The sequence below is a fragment of the Allorhizobium sp. nf9_anc genome (genome assembly GCF_056323085.1).
In genome coordinates this window covers 2,893,361-2,909,110 of sequence record NZ_CM150481.1, presented here as the reverse complement: position 1 = coordinate 2,909,110, position 15,750 = coordinate 2,893,361, and the positions used below count along the sequence as shown (strand labels likewise).

Here is a 15,750-nt window from a genome sequence, read left to right as displayed (position 1 = left end):
TTATCGATCAGGAGCGGCAGACTAATCCGTCTCTCGGGCAAAGCAATGGCGCCCTTGAGCGCCATTGCAGTTTCGGGTGTCGGCCGAGCTTACTGGCCGTTCTTGGCCAGCCACGCCTTCATCATGGCGATCTCACCCTCCTGGGCAGCGATCACCTCTTCGGCGAGCTTGCGGATTTCGGGATCCTTGCCGTGTTCGAGCACGATCTTCGCCATGTCGATCGCGCCCTGATGATGCGGGATCATGCCCTGCACGAAGTCGACATCGGCATTACCGGTAAGCGGCACGGCCATGTCCTTGTGCATCTTCGCATTGGCTTCGGCAAAGGCCTTGGACGACGGGCTATCGTCCATCGCGCCGTGATCCATGGTGCTGTGGTCCATGGAGGACATGCCGTGGCCCTGATGCATGGTGTTGTCCTGGGCAAGGACGGCGGACGCGGAAAGCGCGGTCGCAAGCGATGCCGCAACGAAAAAGCTCTTCAGCATTGAAATCTCCTGTGCTGATCAATGATCGAATTGCGCGAAGCCAAAGGCTGCGCGGTCTCATCGGATCAGGCGCGGGGAGGGGGCGTTGCCGGAGCACGCAGCTGTGACACGAGCCTTGAGGGAAGCGCTGACGCTTCTGCAGCGCGCGCCGGCTTGCCGCTGTCGGCAACAGAGGGCAGGGCGGGCAGCGTCAGACAGGCTGCACAGTGCCAGACCGATTTCATCGGCTTGGACGGATGATCGAAATCGCCATCAGCACCATCCGTAACCGAAAGTCCCGCAGTCGAATGCGGACAATCGATATCCGCCATCGCCGTTGATTCAGCGACCGGTTCGCTAAGATCGCCGCTCGCCTCCATCGCATGCGCTGCCGGCATCGCCATGGCCGACATGCCAGTCATGGGCATGGCGCCATATGCAAGGGCAGCAATGAGTAACAGAAGGCGGGCGAGTGATGTCATGGAGGGAAGATGGGCGGTGATCAGGACGAAAGCAAGGCCGTGCAATTTACCGCGCAATCACATGATGCAGGATCTGGTAGTCCCGGCTTTCCTCGCCGAAGGGGATCACCGGCCAGTCCCACGCGGCCCGGGCAGGCCCCAGATCTGCTCCGTGCATCAGATCGACCGTTTCGTGACGTCCCCCGCTGCGGTCGATGACCGTATAGCTGATATCCGTGATTAGGCAGGTCTCGGCCGAAACCTGCGCCAGACCCTCGACATGTGCGCCGATCACCTGACGAAGGAGCGGACCCTTGTCCGCATGACCGTCCAGCCGTCGTGCGGCGCCAATCCCGATCTGCGACAGCAGATTGGCGGAGACGACGAGATCGAGATAGGGCACCTGCCGGAGAAACGCGAGCGGCTCGAAAGGCTTGGCTCCGAGCAGCGCATCGAGCCCCGAGAGATCCCGTTCGATCAGACGGACATTCTTCAGCCGCTTGATCGAGAGCCAGCTTCTTACACTGGCGAGATGCACGAGATCGACGAGCACCACCGTATCGAACAGCCGCGACAGCTCGGCGACCGGCACGTCGCGCAACAGTCCGGACCCAAGCACCACCACCGTCCGCCGCTGCCGGCATCCTTCAGCCGCCGCGACAATGGCCGCCTTCGTCCGGCTCTCATGCTCGACCCAGGCCGAGGCGCAGCGGTTTGCCCGCGCCCAGAGATTGACGGAGGAGCGGATGAACGGACGGTGCGCGGCCGAGGTCAGCGGCCAGCTCGCGGCGTAGTTAAGGGCTTCGAGGATCATGTCTTACCGATAGACGGAGCTGCGATGGCCGATCGCGACCACGAGCACGATGAGTTTGCCGTCCTGGATATCGCAGATGATGCGGTAGTCGCCAACCTTGTAGCGCCAGAGATGATTGAACTCCGGCCCCTGCAGCGCACGTCCTTTCTGGCGAGGATTGTCGAGGGGTTTGATCCGAGTGTGTAGATAATCTCTTATGCGCTGCGCCTCAGTGTCGCCCAGCTTTTTAAGCTGTTTGATGGCCTTGTCGTCGAACTCAATCGTCCACGCCAAGTTCGCGCTCCATCTCATCCCAGGTATAGGTCCGGCTTTCTCCACGCGCCCGCGCTTCCAGAACTTCCTGGGCCCGGCGCAGGAAATAAGCATCCTCTAGCTGCTCCTCGATCATTTCGAGCAGATAGGCATCGGGTTCAGCCCCGGCTTCTGCCGCGTACTGCAGCACCAGCTTGTGCATTTCTTCCGGCATCTCGAGCGTGACGCGCTTGTTCATCGGTCCAACCTCTGGTTTCGCGTGCAAACATACCACCGAACACACTCATTTTCCAGCATCCGGCCTCGCGCCCACCCGCCTTCGCCCTTGCCGCCAAATCCTTGATCCTCTAAGACACCGGCACCTTTTTGAAACGAAATTCCGGTTGTCATCATGAGCGATAAGAACAAGAAGCCCCAGAAGCTGAAGGCCCGCCTGCCGCGCGGCTTCGTCGATCGCGAGGCTGCCGACATCCGTGCTGCCAACCAGATGATGGAGACGATCCGCGAGGTCTATGAGCGCTACGGCTTCGACCCGATCGAGACCCCGCTCTTTGAATACACCGATGCGCTCGGCAAGTTCCTGCCAGACTCGGACCGCCCGAATGAAGGCGTGTTCTCGCTGCAGGACGATGACGAGCAGTGGATGTCGCTACGCTATGACCTGACCGCCCCCATGGCCCGTCATGTCGCGGAGAATTTCCAGGAAATCCAGCTGCCCTTCCGCACCTACCGCGCCGGCTACGTCTTCCGCAACGAGAAGCCGGGCCCGGGCCGTTTCCGTCAGTTCATGCAGTTCGATGCCGACACCGTCGGCGCGCCGGGCGTCCAGTCCGACGCCGAAATGTGCATGATGATGGCTGACACGCTGGAAGCGCTCGGCATCAAGCGCGGCGACTACGTGATCCGCGTCAACAACCGCAAGGTTCTCGACGGCGTCATGGAGGCGATCGGCCTTGGCGGCGAGGAGAATGCCGGGCGGCGTCTGGGCGTGCTGCGCGCCATCGACAAGCTCGATAAGTTCGGCCCGGAAGGCGTGAAGCTTCTCCTTGGCGAAGGCCGCAAGGACGAGTCCGGCGACTTCACGAAGGGTGCGGGGCTGAACGAGGAGCAGATTGCTAAGGTCCTCTTCTTCGTCGGCATCAAGTCGTATGGTGAAAGCGCTGCCGAACTGGCCGCTCTTGTCACCGGAACCTCCAAGGGTGAAGAGGGCGTCGAGGAGTTGAACATGATCGGCGCGCTCGTCGCTGGCGCTGGCTACGATGCGACCCGCATCAAGATCGACCCCTCCGTCGTTCGCGGCCTCGAATACTACACCGGGATGGTCTACGAAGCCGAACTCACCTTCGACGTCACCAACGAAAAGGGTGAAAAGGTCGTCTTCGGCTCGGTCGGCGGCGGCGGGCGTTATGACGGCCTCGTCTCGCGCTTCATGGGCCAGCCGGTTCCGGCCACGGGCTTCTCCATCGGCGTCTCGCGCCTGATGACGGCGCTGAAGAACCTCGGCAAGCTCGGTCAGGACGACGTGCTCGGCCCGGTCCTCGTCACCGTCATGGATGGCGATGTCGAGAGCATGGGCCGCTACCAGCGCTTCACGCAACAACTGCGGGCCGAAGGCATTCGCGCCGAAATGTACCAGGGCAATTGGAAGAAGTTCGGCAACCAGCTGAAATATGCCGACCGCCGTGGCGCCCCGATCGCCATCATCCAGGGCGGCGACGAGCGCGCGCAAGGCGTCGTGCAGATCAAGGACCTGATCGAGGGCAAGCGCCTCTCCGGCGAAATCACCGACAACGCCGAATGGCGCGAGGCCCGCGTGGCGCAGGAAGTCGTGGCCGAGTCGGACCTGGTCGCCAAGGTCAAGGAGATCTTGGCCGCACAGGCGGAAGATCGCCGTCGGGCGAAGGGCGGCTGAAATGCCCCTGACCGACATGCCCGATTTCGCCGGCACCATCCTGCAGGAATTCGTCTCGCGCGGCACCACTCGCGTCGACACGCCCGTGATCCAGCCGGCCGCCCCCTTCCTCGACATGGCGGGCGAAGACCTGCGCCGGCGCATCTTCCTGACCGAAAACGAGCGTGGCGAAAGCCTCTGCCTGCGTCCGGAATTCACCATTCCCGTCTGCCTGCGCCACATCGAAACCGCGACCGGCACGCCGAAGCGCTATGCCTATCTTGGTGAAGTCTTCCGCCAGCGTCGTGAAGGCCCGCAGGAATTCTACCAGGCCGGCATCGAGGATCTCGGCGACATCGCCGTCGCCGCCTCGGATGCCCGCGCGATTTCAGACAGCGTCGCGATCCTCACCCGCCTGCTGCCGACCAAGCCGCTTGCCGTCACCCTGGGCGACCAGTCCGTTTTTGAGGCGGTGGTCAAGGCGCTCGGCCTGCCTGCCGGTTGGCAGAAGCGCCTGATCCAGGCTTTCGGCAATCCCGATCAGATCGACCAGCTCCTGCGCCGGCTCGCAACCCCGACGCCGGTACCCGGCCTCGATCCGCAAGTCTCGGCAATGCTCGCAACCGGTGACCAGGACGCCCTGATTGCCCATATCGACGCGACCATGCAGGAAACCGGCTATCTCACGAATGCCAGCCGCACCCCGGCGGAGATTGCCCGCCGCCTGCAGGAAAAGCTGGAGCTCTCGGAGACGCGCCTCGATGGCGCTGCCCTGCTGCTACTGCGCGAATTCCTCTCGCTTGAGCTGCCGCTTGGCGATGCGTCGGCAGCCCTTGCCGGCTTTGCCGATGCCGCGGGCCTCAAGCTCGGGCAAGCGCTCACCCGTTTCGACGAGCGCGTCGCAGCGCTTGCCAGCACCGGCGTCGATCTCGACCTGATCACCTACCGCGCCGCTTTCGGTCGTCCGCTCGATTATTACACCGGCCTCGTCTTCGAGGTGGCGGTGAAGGGCAAACCCGCGGTGCTTGCCGGCGGCGGCCGCTTCGACCGGCTGCTGACGCTGCTCGGCGCCGAGACGCATATCCCGGCCGTCGGCTTTTCGCTCTGGCTCGACCGAATTGACTCGGAAAGGAGCGCAAAATGACCATCACCATCGGTCTGCCCTCCAAGGGCCGCATGAAGGACGATGCCTCCGCCATCTTCGAGAAAGCCGGCATGAAGATCGTCGCCGTCGGCAATGACCGCTCCTATCGCGGCCGCGTCGAAGGCTTCGACGATGTCGAGATCGCCTATCTCTCGGCCTCCGAGATCTCGCGCGAAATCGGCAATGGCACGGTGGATTTCGGCGTGACCGGCGAAGACCTGATCCGCGAGGGATTGGCAGAGGCAGACAGCCGCGTCGAGATTGCGGCTCGCCTCGGCTTCGGCCATGCCGATGTCATCGTTGCCGTTCCCGAGGTCTGGTACGACGTCGACACCATGGCCGACCTCGGCGATGTCGCCGCCGAATTCCGCACGCGCCATGGCCGCCGCCTCGCGATCGCCACCAAATACTGGCGCCTGACGCAGCAGCATTTTTCGCGCCAGCACGGCATCCAGCTCTATCGCATCGTCGAGAGCCTGGGCGCTACCGAAGGCGCCCCCGCTGCAGGCCAGGCCGATATCATCGTCGATATCACCTCGACCGGCTCGACGCTCCGCGCCAACCATCTGAAGGTGCTGTCGGATGGCGTGATCCTGCGCTCCGAGGCCTGCTTGGTGCGGGCGAGGAAGCCGGAGCATGACGGTAATCCCATGATCGGCCGCATCGTCGAGGCCATCAGCGGCGTACTCTGAGGGGCCAATGTCACACGCGGATGCCATCCCCGGATTGTATGCGCGTCATGCAGAGGCCTTTGATCGCGTGCGCGGGAAGAACGGCTTCGAGCGCCCCTGGCTGGACTTGCTTGTAGCGCCATTGTCTCCCGGTGCCCATGTACTCGACATCGGATGCGGCTCCGGCGAACCCATCGCGGCGGACCTGATCAGTCGGGGCTTTGTCGTCACCGGGTTGGACGTCTCCGCCCCCCTCATCCGCCTTTGCCGGGAAAGGTTTCCGGCACATGATTTTCATGTCGGCGATATGCGGGAGCTGGCGCTGGGGCGGACATTCGATGCCATCGTCGCCTGGCACAGCTTCTTCCATCTCACGCCCGATGCCCAGCGGGCGATGTTTCCGCGCTTTGCATCCCATGCCGCAAGCGGCGGCACCCTGATGTTCACATCGGGACCGGCAGCCGCCGTGGCAATCGGCGAGTTCGAGGGCGAGCCGATGTATCACGCGAGCCTCGATCCCGAGGAGTATCGGTCGCTCCTGTCGGAGCACGGCTTTGAGGTCCTGCGACACGTGGTCGAAGATCCCTCATGCGGTTGCGCGACTGTCTGGCTCGCGCGAAAGTCTTAAGTCGAAATCACAGACACGAAAAAACCCGCCGGATCGCTCCAGCGGGTTTCTTTTTGCCTTTTGGGGCAGGGATATCAGGCAGCGACGGCAGAAGCCGAACCGCGGCGGGCGTCGATCGAGTAGGCGCCGGCGCCGGTGATGGCAAGCGCGATGTAACCGCCGGCCAGCGTGACGTTCTTCATGACCATGATCTGGTTCAGCGTGTTGATCCAGCCGAGAGCGCCTTCCGGCCAGCCTTCGATGGCAACGGTGCCGGTGTGGAAGACGAGACCAGTGAAGACGCAGAACAGAGCGACGGTCCAGGCAGTGATCTTGGTCTGGAAGCCAACGAGGATGAAGAGACCGGCAACCAGTTCATAGAGACCGGCAGCATAGGCCAGGAGGTCGGCGGCAGGCAGGCCGGCGCCCGAGATCATGCCGGCGGTGCCAGCCGGGTCGGCGAGCTTGCCGTAGCCAGCCATGATGAACATGAAGGACAGGAGAATGCGGACGAGAACGAGAAGGCCATTGTTGGTGGCGGACATTGGGGGAACTCCGTTTAGCGTTGACGCTGAAACCCCCAGCCGTGGCGGTTCCAGTAACTGCCGCCTTGATGCCTGCTTTTTTGTCACAGGCATAGGTTAACAGTCTTTGACTGTTCGTTCACAAAAACGAAACGACAGTGCAAGCCTCGTTCGCTATTCGGATTTAAGTTACAACCGCGCGCATTGGCCGCCCAGCGGACGTCCGCTCGTCAAAAACACCATGTCTGCGAAAGCAGGTAGCTCAGACCGGCAATACGGAAACCGTCGGTGGAAGCTGGAAACGCGGGAAGATGAAGAGCCCGACCATGTTGCCGCTGCTGCCCTCGAAGCCGGAGGACTCGCCGATGCAGAACACCGGCTGCCGATGCTGCGAGCCCGAGACGATCGTTGTCGAATAGCAGAAGCGCGACGGCTGTGTGGCGGCCTGTTCGAAAAGCCGCAGGATGTGCCCACGGTCACCCGGTTCGTAGCAACGCATCACCGTCAGCAGGCCGCATTCATGGTTTTCGAGCCCATGCAGGGTCTTGGCGTGGTTGCCGAGCTTCAACAGCCCGTTGGTCAGGTCACCGGTCCAGTCTTCCGACAGGCCAAAGCGGCAGGCGTGCTGTCCGAGCAGGCCGTCTCCATCCTGTTCGCTCACCCTGAAGGTGGTCGCAAGATCTGCATTTGCTATTTTGAACAAGGCTTTCCCCAAGTCGATAGCCAGAACTGGCCCCAATTCCTACGGCCGGGAGTTTTCTACCCCTCAGCCGAACCCCCATCCGGCCAGGCCGGCACCACTTCAACGAACGGATATCCGTCCGCCATGCTCTGCAAGCGATTCCAATCGGAACCGCCTGAACCATGCTCTCCCGCCCCTGTTCGGGAAGGCATGCCATCGAGCGCCAGACCCGACAGTCGACCCGACTGACAAAGCTGGACGGTCTGCATCGTCGCGTGCTGCTCCGGCCGCAGAGACGCACGTCATCAGGTGGTGCACGTTGCACCAAGCAAGTTTTTCAACCTTCCCCCACAAGAAGGTTGAAGACGAACATTCTGAACACGCCGGAGTTAACGACTTGGATACCACGATTTATTCAGCGTGAAAACGGTCGATGCCTCGTTTTGGTGCAGAACTCTCCCAAGTCTATCTTTGACGAGTATTAGAAATATATGAAATAATGATGGCGATGCCATGCATTGGTTCCTCACATCTCGCATGTTGCCTGCGATTCCCCATACATTGTTATATTAGAGACTTTGGTGTCAACCGTCGGACCCAGCCAAAACCGATGCTAAATTTGGGCGCGGTGGCTGAGCCGAAAACGCAAAAAGGGCGACCCGAGGGCCGCCCTTCCGAAAGACTGAACCGGATGGCTCAGATGTCAGACCATGACGTCTTACATCATGTCCATGCCGCCACTTCAGCGCGCTTGACGCGCTGAAGCACTTTAAGTGATGGGCGGCTTTTATGGACCTGATGGTAAGACCCGGAGGTCTTACATCATGTCCATGCCGCCCATGCCGCCCATGCCGCCCGGCATGCCGCCAGCAGCTTCCTTCTTCGGAAGTTCGGCGATCATGGCTTCGGTGGTGATCAGCAGCGAAGCAACCGAAGCTGCGTTCTGCAGGGCCGTGCGGACAACCTTGACCGGATCGACGATACCCATGGCGATCATGTCGCCGAATTCGCCGGTCTGGGCGTTGTAGCCGTAGTTTTCTTCGTTCTTGTCGAGGATCTTGCCGACGATGATCGAAGCTTCGTCACCAGCGTTGGTGGCGATCTGGCGAACCAGCGACTGGAGGGCGCGGCGAACGATGTTGATGCCGGCTTCCTGGTCGTCGTTTGCACCCTTGACGGTGATCTTCGTGGAAGAACGCAGCAGAGCGGTACCACCGCCCGGTACGATGCCTTCCTGAACGGCGGCGCGCGTTGCGTTCAGCGCGTCGTCGATGCGGTCCTTGCGTTCCTTGACTTCGATTTCGGTCGAGCCGCCAACGCGGATGACGGCAACGCCACCAGCGAGCTTGGCAAGACGTTCCTGCAGCTTCTCGCGGTCGTAGTCCGAAGAGGTTTCTTCGATCTGCGCCTTGATCTGGGCAACGCGGCCTTCGATGTCGGACTTCTGGCCAGCACCATCAACGATGGTGGTGTTTTCCTTGGTGATCGAGACCTTCTTGGCGCGGCCGAGCATGTCGAGGGTGACCGACTCGAGCTTGATGCCGAGGTCTTCCGAGATGACAGTGCCGCCCGAGAGGATGGCGATGTCTTCCAGCATGGCCTTGCGGCGATCGCCGAAGCCAGGAGCCTTGACGGCAGCGATCTTCAGGCCGCCACGCAGCTTGTTGACGACGAGCGTTGCAAGAGCTTCGCCTTCGACGTCTTCAGCGATGATGACGAGCGGCTTGCCGGTCTGAACGACGGCTTCGAGAACCGGCAGCATGGCCTGGAGGTTCGAGAGCTTCTTTTCGTGCAGGAGGATGTAGGCGTCGTCGAGATCGGCGACCATCTTTTCCGGGTTGGTCACGAAGTAGGGCGACAGGTAGCCGCGGTCGAACTGCATGCCTTCGACGACTTCGAGTTCGGTTTCAGCGGTCTTGGCTTCTTCGACGGTGATAACACCTTCGTTGCCGACCTTCTGCATGGCTTCGGCAATGTCCTTGCCGACCTGCGTGTCGCCATTGGCCGAGATCGTGCCGACCTGGGCAACTTCTTCCGAAGTCGAGATCTTCTTGGCCTTGGCCTGGAGGTCCTTGACGACTTCAGCAACGGCCAGATCGATACCGCGCTTCAGGTCCATCGGGTTCATGCCGGCAGCAACGGCCTTGTTGCCTTCGCGAACGATGGCCTGGGCAAGAACGGTTGCGGTCGTGGTGCCGTCGCCGGCGATGTCGTTGGTCTTCGAAGCAACTTCGCGGACCATCTGGGCGCCCATGTTCTCGAACTTGTCTTCCAGTTCGATTTCCTTGGCAACGGACACACCGTCCTTGGTGATGCGCGGTGCGCCGAAGGACTTGTCGATGATGACGTTACGACCCTTGGGGCCGAGCGTTACCTTCACGGCGTCTGCGAGGATGTCGACGCCATGCAGCATCTTTTCGCGCGCGGTGCGGCCAAACTTGATTTCTTTAGCAGCCATGTTCAAACTCCCGGGCTTCTAGCCCATTGTTGACTTGGTTAAAAAGGAAGAAGGGGTATCCGGCTAAATCAGCCGATCACGCCCATGATGTCGGCTTCCTTCATGATCAGCAGGTCTTCGCCATCGAGCTTGACCTCGGTGCCGGACCACTTGCCGAACAGGACGCGGTCGCCGACCTTGACGTCGAGAGCGATCTGCTTGCCGCTTTCGTCGCGGGCGCCCGGGCCAACGGCGACGATTTCGCCTTCAGCTGGCTTTTCCTTGGCAGTATCGGGAATGATGATGCCGCCCTTGGTCTTGGCTTCGGACTCGACGCGCTTGACTACAACGCGGTCATGAAGCGGACGGAAAGTTGTGCTTGCCATTGTCTAATCCCTCGATCAAATGACATTCGCGATCCCTGACAGGGCATCGCATCGATTTTGTTAGCACTCCCCCCTGGAGAGTGCCAGCGAGGCTGAGATAAGAACAGCCTGCGGACGAGTCAAGCGCGCTCGTGAAAAAAGGGACTGCTGCATGCCGGCGAAATCCACCGACATTCACGCAACCGAAGCCTCCAGCGATCTTTCCGTTTCACCGACATTTCCCGAACTCGTCTCCGCCTTTGCCCGCATCGGCCTGATGTCCTTCGGCGGCCCGGCGGCGCAGATCGCGCTGATGCACAAGATCTGCGTCGAGGAAAAGCGCTGGATCAATGAGGAACGCTATCTGCATGCGCTGAACTACTGCATGCTCCTGCCGGGACCCGAAGCCCAGCAGCTCGCCACCTATATCGGCTGGCTCCTGCATGGCGTGCGCGGCGGCATCGTCGCCGGCCTGCTCTTCGTTCTGCCGGGCCTCGCCGTCATCCTCGGTCTCTCCACGCTCTATGCGCTCTATCAGGAAACGGGCCTCGTCGCCGGCCTTTTCTTCGGGCTCAAGGCTGCCGTGCTTGCCATCGTCGTCGAGGCTGTCATCCGCATCGGCAAGCGGGCGCTGAAGACCGGCTTTCACCGAGGCCTCGCTGCCGCGGCCTTCATCTCGCTCTTCTTCTTCTCTTTGCCGTTCCCGCTCGTCGTGCTTGCCGCTGCCGCAATTGGCCTTGTCCATGCCCGCGGCACTCCCTCGGCGGCTGGCGAGATCGTCGAAGATGTAAGCGCGCGGCCACCCCTCATGCGCCAACTTGCGGCACTTCTGTTCTGGATCGCCGTCTGGCTGGCACCATTGCCAATCCTGTGGCTGACCCTTCCGGAAAGCGCACTTCCCGAGATCCAGTTATTCTTCTCCAAGATGGCGCTCGTCACCTTCGGCGGCGCCTATGCGGTGCTCGCCTATGTCGCCCAGGTCGCGGTCGATCACTATGCCTGGCTGAAACCCGGCGAAATGCTCGATGGTCTCGCACTCGCGGAAACGACGCCGGGACCGCTGGTGCTCGTGCTCTCCTATGTCGGCTTCCTGGCCGGTTTCCGTCAGAGCGGGGCGCTCGATCCGCTGGTCGGCGGCCTGCTTGGCGGTCTCATTGCCGCCTGGGCCACCTTCATCCCGAGCTTCATCTGGATCTTCGCCGGTGCCCCCTATATCGAGCGCCTGCGCGGCAACCGACTGCTGAGTGCAGCCCTCTCGGCGATCACGGCGGCCGTCGTCGGCGTCATCCTCAATCTCGCCGTCTGGTTCGCACTGCATGTCGTCTTCACCCGGGTGGAACCTGTCGATCTGGTCAATCTTGGACCGCTGACACTCTCCGTTCCGCAGCCGGTCTGGTCCTCGCTCGACTGGCAGGCTCTGGTCATCGCCGTCATCTCGGCCGTCATGATCTTCCGCTTCCATCTCGGCATCGGCAAGACGCTGATCGCAGCAGGAGCACTCGGGTTGGCGGCCCGTTTCCTTCTCTGACGCTGAAGGCAACGGCTGCCATTTTCGGGCGTCGCGACGCTTGCCCCTTGCCTTGCCGCCCGTCCTTTGCCATGTCACCGGACACACATTCAGCAGTCAGGACAGATGATGACCCGCAGCATTACCACCCTCGGCGACGTGACCGACGCTTACGACGTCATTCTCTGCGACGTCTGGGGCGTATTGCATAACGGCATCGACGCCTTCCCGCTCGCCGGCGAAGCCCTCACGGCCGCCCGCGAAAAGGGGCTCACGGTCGTGCTGATCACCAACTCGCCGCGGCCTGCCATCGGCGTCATCCCGCAGCTGCGTGCCATCGGCGTTCCCGACACAGCCTATGACCGTATCGTCACCTCGGGCGATGTCACCCGCACCCTGATCGCCGCCGGCCCGAAGAAGGTCTACTTGCTAGGCCCCGAGCGCGACCTGCCGCTCTTCGACGGTCTCGACGTCGAGGTGGTGTCGAAGGAAGAGGCCGATTGCGTCGTCTGCACGGGCTTCTTCGATGACGAGGTGGAGACGCCGGAAGACTACCGCGAGATGCTGACGGACTTCGTCGCCCGCAAGGTCCCGCTCATCTGTGCCAATCCGGATCTGGTCGTCGAGCGCGGCCACCGCATCATCCCCTGCGCCGGCGCCGTTGCCGCCTTCTACACCGTACTCGGCGGCGAGACCCGCATTGCCGGCAAGCCGCACTCGCCGATCTATGAGGCGACGCTGGCGGCCGCCCGCGAAGCCCGCGGCGAATTCCATAAGTCCCGCGTGCTCGCCATCGGCGACGGCATGCCGACCGACGTCAAGGGTGCCGTCGATGCCGGCCTCGATCTCCTCTACATCTCCGGTGGCATCCACGCTGCCGACTACGCGACGAATAATGTGACCGACGAGGCGCGGCTCAAGCTCTTTCTCGACCGCGAAAAGGTCGCGCCGCAATTCTGGATGCACAGGCTGGCATGAGGCGGGACCTGCGATGACCGTCTTTCACCGCAACGAGAAGAAAGAACCACTGCCGGCTGCCTTGCGCGGCGGCGTGGTGGCGATCGGCAATTTCGATGGTGTGCATCGCGGCCATCAGGCGGTGCTCCACCGCGCCCTGGAGCGTGCCGAAGCGCTCGGTGTGCCGGCTCTGGTGCTGACCTTCGAGCCCCATCCGCGCACCGTTTTCAATCCCGACAAGCCGGTCTTCCGCCTGACGCCGCCGTCCTTGCGCGCTCGCATTCTCGAAGCCATGGGCTTTCATTCGGTGATCGAATATCCCTTCGACCGCGAATTCTCGCAGCGCTCGGCCGAAGATTTCGTCCAGTCGATCCTCGGCGACTGGCTGGGTGCACGCGAAGTCGTAACCGGCTTCGACTTCCATTTCGGCAAGGGCAGGGAGGGCGGTCCCGCCTACCTGATGCAGGCCGGAAGCCGCCACGGCTTCGGCGTCAGCCTTGTCGATGCATTCCGTGACGAGGGGGCCGAGGTCATCTCCTCGAGCCGTATCCGCGGCCTGATCGCAGACGGCGATGTTGCCCAGGCCGCCGGTCTCCTCGGCTATCGCTATACGGTCGAAGCGGAGATCATGAAGGGCCAGCAGCTTGGCCGGACCCTCGGTTTCCCGACCGCCAACATGCATCTACCGCCGGAAGCGACGCTCAAGCCCGGCATTTATGCCGTCCGCTTCCGCCGCCCTGATGGCACCATCCGCGATGGCGTCGCAAGCTTCGGCTATCGCCCGACCGTCACCAGCAATGGCGATCCCTGGCTCGAAACCTTCGTCTTCGATTTCTCCGGCGATCTCTATGGCGAGGTCTGCTCCGTCTCGCTCTTCGGCTTCCTGCGCGACGAATGGAAGTTTGATGGGCTGGAACCGCTCGTCGCCCAGATCCACAAGGATGCGGAGGAGGCGAGGGCGCTTCTCGCGGCCGTTTCGCCGATTGGTCCGCTGGACGCCGCAATCGCCTTCTGACCAAGGCCCCCAAGCGTTTTCAGCGATGTGAGTTGCCGATACGCTCAGCGTCACATATGCATGGCGATATGTAAGATAGGCTCGTGAATAACGGGCGACGCTGGAGACTGCCTTGACCGAATTCACCCCATTGATGTCTTTTGCCGGAGGCTTGCTGATCGGCCTCTCGGCGCTGCTCCTGATGCTCACCTGGGGCAGGATTGCCGGCATGACCGCGATCATCGGTGGCATCCTGCCGCCGCTCGGCTCGGACTGGTCCTGGAAAACAGCCTTCCTCGCCGGCGCGATCCTCGCACCGCTTGCGCTGACGCTTAGTGGCTACGAGGTCGAATACGCGGTTCCTGTGTCCACCACAGCTCTCATCGTCGGCGGGCTGATCGCCGGCATCGGCGTCACCTTCGGCTCCGGCTGTACCTCCGGCCACGGCATCTGCGGCATGGCGCGCCTCTCGCGGCGCTCGATCGCGGCCACCGCCACCTTCATGGCCTTCGCCATCCTCACCGTGTTTCTCATCCGTCACGTCTTCGGGGCCACGATCTGATGCGCTTCCTCATCGTTTTCCTGATCGGTGCCCTCTTTGGAACCGGTATCGCCCTGTCCGGCATGGCGAACCCCGCCAAGGTCCTGAACTTCTTCGACCTCGCCGGCAGTTTCGATCCGAGCCTCGCCTTCGTCATGGCCGGTGCGCTGGCGGTGGCAGCCCCCGGCTACGCCCTCCTTTTCCGGATGCGCAACAAGCCGCTCTTCGATCAGGGCTTCCGCCTGCCAAAGGCGAGCGCCATTGATGCAAAGCTGATCGGCGGCTCTGCCGTCTTCGGTATTGGCTGGGGCATTGCCGGCTTCTGCCCCGGCGCTTCGATCCCCGCACTCGGCCTCGGCCACGCGTCGGCCGCCATCTTCGTGGCAGCCCTGCTTGTCGGTATTCTGATCGCCCGAAGGCTCGCGAAGGCTGATTTCTTCGCCGACCTTTCACGCTCAGGCTGAGCAGTGCCCGGTGGAAACGCCGGCCATCACCGCTTGACGGTTAGGTCGCATTGCCGCCTAGTGCGGCCAGCAAATCACTTGAGACAGCCGGAAAGGCACCCCATGGCCATGACGCCACGCAGACCCATAAACCCGAAGGATGCCGCCGAGGCGCTGTTCAAGCCCGTGAAGAAGCCGGCAGCTCCGGTGGTCGAACGCCGCGCGGCACCCGACGTCAAGGAACTCGTCTCGATCAAGCTCGACAGCGCCGTGCTCGCCCATTTCCAGAAGGACGGCCCCGGCTGGCAGGACCGGATCAACGACGCCCTGCGCGCGGTCGTTGAAGCAAACGGTGGCGAGTAAAGTCGCCGGGTTCCGTTAATCGCGGTCGGTCGGTGGCCATTGCCGTGAGGTATGGACGATCGCGAGGATGGCGAGCTGGCCGTCAGTTACCTCATAGATGAGCCGATAGCTGGGATGCGGCAGAAGTTCGCGGGTGCCAAGGACCAAGCCGATTTTGCCGGAATGAGGAAACTGACCAAGCTGGATGGCGGCCTGTTCGAAGCTGTGGTCGATGGACAGTGCGGCCAGCGGATTCTTCGCCACGAGGTAGTCGAAGATGGAAGCGCGGTCACTGACAGCCTGGCGCGTCCATCGAACGATCATGGGCGGCTCGCCTTGAGAGCCAGTTCCCGTCGCTCAGCAAACATCCGTTCGGCGTCGTCTGCTGCGATGACCTCCCCGGCCGCCACGTCCTCGCGGCCACGCGCGACCTTGGCCTCCAGAAACTGACGATAGCCGCTATCGACCTTCTGCCGCTCGACATAATCCTGCACCATCTCGCGCAGGACTTCGCTTTCGGACGTCTGTTGGGATGAAACCGCCGCAGCAAAATCATCGGCGAGCTTGGCGTCGAGGTCGATCTGGAGCTGCGCTTTGCGTGTCATGCCGTCTCCGCCCTGATCCTGTGTGGCCCGCTGACATGGGGTGATG

General features: G+C 62.3%; 21 protein-coding genes. 10 read left to right on the top strand and 11 right to left on the bottom strand.

Annotation, left to right across the window (positions count from 1 at the left end; translation table 11 throughout):
- Positions 1-89: 89 nt before the first annotated feature.
- The 5 genes from copM to relB all read right to left on the bottom strand — a co-directional run bounded on the left by copM (position 90) and on the right by relB (position 2,232).
- Complete coding sequence (gene copM, locus AC02Y0_RS14295; protein WP_476379544.1) at positions 90-488, bottom strand: CopM family metallochaperone; 399 nt, start codon at positions 486-488, stop codon at positions 90-92.
- A 65-nt stretch (positions 489-553) separates the two neighbouring features.
- Complete coding sequence (locus tag AC02Y0_RS14290; RefSeq protein WP_476379543.1) at positions 554-889, bottom strand: hypothetical protein; 336 nt, start codon at positions 887-889, stop codon at positions 554-556.
- Between the two features lie 106 nt (positions 890-995).
- Positions 996-1,742 (bottom strand): hypothetical protein, encoded by a 747-nt coding sequence (locus AC02Y0_RS14285; RefSeq protein ID WP_476379542.1) that lies wholly within the window; start codon positions 1,740-1,742, stop codon positions 996-998.
- A 3-nt stretch (positions 1,743-1,745) separates the two neighbouring features.
- A complete protein-coding gene (locus AC02Y0_RS14280; RefSeq protein ID WP_476379541.1) occupies positions 1,746-2,015 on the bottom strand; it encodes a type II toxin-antitoxin system RelE family toxin in 270 nt (89 codons plus the stop codon).
- Complete coding sequence (gene relB / locus AC02Y0_RS14275) at positions 1,999-2,232, bottom strand: type II toxin-antitoxin system RelB family antitoxin (RefSeq protein ID WP_476379540.1); 234 nt, start codon at positions 2,230-2,232, stop codon at positions 1,999-2,001. Before relB ends, AC02Y0_RS14280 begins: the two co-directional genes overlap by 17 nt.
- Positions 2,233-2,385: 153 nt before the next feature.
- Between relB and hisS the strand changes: the two genes are divergently transcribed.
- From hisS to AC02Y0_RS14255, 4 genes are read left to right on the top strand one after another with little or no spacing between them, the layout of a single operon-like run.
- Entirely contained in the window at positions 2,386-3,906 is a 1,521-nt protein-coding gene (gene hisS, locus AC02Y0_RS14270; RefSeq protein WP_476379539.1) for a histidine--tRNA ligase, read from the top strand.
- A gap of 1 nt (position 3,907) precedes the next feature.
- A complete protein-coding gene (locus tag AC02Y0_RS14265) occupies positions 3,908-5,029 on the top strand; it encodes an ATP phosphoribosyltransferase regulatory subunit (protein ID WP_476379538.1) in 1,122 nt (373 codons plus the stop codon).
- Entirely contained in the window at positions 5,026-5,721 is a 696-nt protein-coding gene (hisG, locus tag AC02Y0_RS14260; RefSeq protein ID WP_476379537.1) for an ATP phosphoribosyltransferase, read from the top strand. Before AC02Y0_RS14265 ends, hisG begins: the two co-directional genes overlap by 4 nt.
- Before the next feature lie 7 nt (positions 5,722-5,728).
- A complete protein-coding gene (locus tag AC02Y0_RS14255; protein ID WP_476379536.1) occupies positions 5,729-6,328 on the top strand; it encodes a class I SAM-dependent DNA methyltransferase in 600 nt (199 codons plus the stop codon).
- Positions 6,329-6,402: 74 nt separating this feature from the next.
- On the opposite strand, the gene AC02Y0_RS14250 is transcribed toward AC02Y0_RS14255, so the two are convergent.
- The 4 genes from AC02Y0_RS14250 to groES form a co-directional block, all read right to left on the bottom strand.
- Positions 6,403-6,852, bottom strand: a complete 450-nt coding sequence (locus AC02Y0_RS14250) for a DoxX family protein (RefSeq protein WP_444557503.1) — start codon at positions 6,850-6,852, stop codon at positions 6,403-6,405.
- Between the two features lie 241 nt (positions 6,853-7,093).
- The gene (locus AC02Y0_RS14245) at positions 7,094-7,534 is read right to left on the bottom strand and encodes a hypothetical protein (protein ID WP_102019371.1); all 441 of its coding nucleotides are present in this window, start codon (positions 7,532-7,534) and stop codon (positions 7,094-7,096) included.
- 796 nt (positions 7,535-8,330) lie between these two features.
- Complete coding sequence (gene groL, locus AC02Y0_RS14240; RefSeq protein ID WP_102019372.1) at positions 8,331-9,971, bottom strand: chaperonin GroEL; 1,641 nt, start codon at positions 9,969-9,971, stop codon at positions 8,331-8,333.
- Positions 9,972-10,039: 68 nt separating this feature from the next.
- Entirely contained in the window at positions 10,040-10,336 is a 297-nt protein-coding gene (gene groES, locus AC02Y0_RS14235; protein WP_076392581.1) for a co-chaperone GroES, read from the bottom strand.
- A gap of 151 nt (positions 10,337-10,487) precedes the next feature.
- Here groES and chrA point away from each other — a divergent pair, with 151 nt between their 5' ends.
- The 6 genes from chrA (at position 10,488) to AC02Y0_RS14205 (ending at position 15,120) form a co-directional block, all read left to right on the top strand.
- On the top strand, positions 10,488-11,843 hold the full coding sequence (chrA, locus tag AC02Y0_RS14230) for a chromate efflux transporter (RefSeq protein WP_476379535.1): 1,356 nt from the start codon (positions 10,488-10,490) through the stop codon (positions 11,841-11,843).
- A gap of 108 nt (positions 11,844-11,951) precedes the next feature.
- Positions 11,952-12,800: a TIGR01459 family HAD-type hydrolase gene (locus tag AC02Y0_RS14225; protein ID WP_476379534.1), complete on the top strand. Its 849-nt coding sequence runs from the start codon at positions 11,952-11,954 to the stop codon at positions 12,798-12,800.
- 13 nt (positions 12,801-12,813) lie between these two features.
- Positions 12,814-13,794: a bifunctional riboflavin kinase/FAD synthetase gene (locus AC02Y0_RS14220; protein ID WP_476379533.1), complete on the top strand. Its 981-nt coding sequence runs from the start codon at positions 12,814-12,816 to the stop codon at positions 13,792-13,794.
- A 112-nt stretch (positions 13,795-13,906) separates the two neighbouring features.
- Entirely contained in the window at positions 13,907-14,335 is a 429-nt protein-coding gene (locus tag AC02Y0_RS14215) for a YeeE/YedE family protein (RefSeq protein WP_476379532.1), read from the top strand.
- Positions 14,335-14,778: a DUF6691 family protein gene (locus AC02Y0_RS14210; RefSeq protein ID WP_476379530.1), complete on the top strand. Its 444-nt coding sequence runs from the start codon at positions 14,335-14,337 to the stop codon at positions 14,776-14,778. The genes AC02Y0_RS14215 and AC02Y0_RS14210 overlap by 1 nt, the downstream gene beginning before the upstream one ends.
- 102 nt (positions 14,779-14,880) lie before the next feature.
- Positions 14,881-15,120: a BrnA antitoxin family protein gene (locus tag AC02Y0_RS14205; protein WP_476379529.1), complete on the top strand. Its 240-nt coding sequence runs from the start codon at positions 14,881-14,883 to the stop codon at positions 15,118-15,120.
- Between the two features lie 15 nt (positions 15,121-15,135).
- On the opposite strand, the gene AC02Y0_RS14200 is transcribed toward AC02Y0_RS14205, so the two are convergent.
- Both AC02Y0_RS14200 and AC02Y0_RS14195 read right to left on the bottom strand, forming a co-directional pair.
- Positions 15,136-15,423 carry a type II toxin-antitoxin system RelE/ParE family toxin gene (locus tag AC02Y0_RS14200; protein WP_476379528.1) on the bottom strand — a complete coding sequence of 96 codons (288 nt, stop codon included), beginning with the start codon at positions 15,421-15,423 and terminating at the stop codon, positions 15,136-15,138.
- The gene (locus AC02Y0_RS14195) at positions 15,420-15,704 is read right to left on the bottom strand and encodes a YheU family protein (protein ID WP_476379527.1); all 285 of its coding nucleotides are present in this window, start codon (positions 15,702-15,704) and stop codon (positions 15,420-15,422) included. Before AC02Y0_RS14195 ends, AC02Y0_RS14200 begins: the two co-directional genes overlap by 4 nt.
- Between the last annotated feature and the right edge of the window lie 46 nt (positions 15,705-15,750).

Excerpts from the sequence above, each read along its gene's own strand:
- copM (WP_476379544.1), bottom strand. The coding sequence starts at position 488 with ATGCTGAAGAGCTTTTTCGTTGCGGCATCGCTTGCGACCGCGCTTTCC.
- AC02Y0_RS14290 (WP_476379543.1), bottom strand. The coding sequence starts at position 889 with ATGACTGGCATGTCGGCCATGGCGATGCCGGCAGCGCATGCGATGGAG.
- AC02Y0_RS14285 (WP_476379542.1), bottom strand. The coding sequence starts at position 1,742 with ATGATCCTCGAAGCCCTTAACTACGCCGCGAGCTGGCCGCTGACCTCG.
- relB (WP_476379540.1), bottom strand. The coding sequence starts at position 2,232 with ATGAACAAGCGCGTCACGCTCGAGATGCCGGAAGAAATGCACAAGCTG.
- hisS (WP_476379539.1), top strand. The coding sequence starts at position 2,386 with ATGAGCGATAAGAACAAGAAGCCCCAGAAGCTGAAGGCCCGCCTGCCG.
- AC02Y0_RS14265 (WP_476379538.1), top strand. The coding sequence starts at position 3,908 with ATGCCCCTGACCGACATGCCCGATTTCGCCGGCACCATCCTGCAGGAA.
- hisG (WP_476379537.1), top strand. The coding sequence starts at position 5,026 with ATGACCATCACCATCGGTCTGCCCTCCAAGGGCCGCATGAAGGACGAT.
- AC02Y0_RS14255 (WP_476379536.1), top strand. The coding sequence starts at position 5,729 with ATGTCACACGCGGATGCCATCCCCGGATTGTATGCGCGTCATGCAGAG.
- AC02Y0_RS14250 (WP_444557503.1), bottom strand. The coding sequence starts at position 6,852 with ATGTCCGCCACCAACAATGGCCTTCTCGTTCTCGTCCGCATTCTCCTG.
- groL (WP_102019372.1), bottom strand. The coding sequence starts at position 9,971 with ATGGCTGCTAAAGAAATCAAGTTTGGCCGCACCGCGCGCGAAAAGATG.
- groES (WP_076392581.1), bottom strand. The coding sequence starts at position 10,336 with ATGGCAAGCACAACTTTCCGTCCGCTTCATGACCGCGTTGTAGTCAAG.
- chrA (WP_476379535.1), top strand. The coding sequence starts at position 10,488 with ATGCCGGCGAAATCCACCGACATTCACGCAACCGAAGCCTCCAGCGAT.
- AC02Y0_RS14225 (WP_476379534.1), top strand. The coding sequence starts at position 11,952 with ATGACCCGCAGCATTACCACCCTCGGCGACGTGACCGACGCTTACGAC.
- AC02Y0_RS14220 (WP_476379533.1), top strand. The coding sequence starts at position 12,814 with ATGACCGTCTTTCACCGCAACGAGAAGAAAGAACCACTGCCGGCTGCC.
- AC02Y0_RS14210 (WP_476379530.1), top strand. The coding sequence starts at position 14,335 with ATGCGCTTCCTCATCGTTTTCCTGATCGGTGCCCTCTTTGGAACCGGT.
- AC02Y0_RS14205 (WP_476379529.1), top strand. The coding sequence starts at position 14,881 with ATGGCCATGACGCCACGCAGACCCATAAACCCGAAGGATGCCGCCGAG.
- AC02Y0_RS14200 (WP_476379528.1), bottom strand. The coding sequence starts at position 15,423 with ATGATCGTTCGATGGACGCGCCAGGCTGTCAGTGACCGCGCTTCCATC.
- AC02Y0_RS14195 (WP_476379527.1), bottom strand. The coding sequence starts at position 15,704 with ATGACACGCAAAGCGCAGCTCCAGATCGACCTCGACGCCAAGCTCGCC.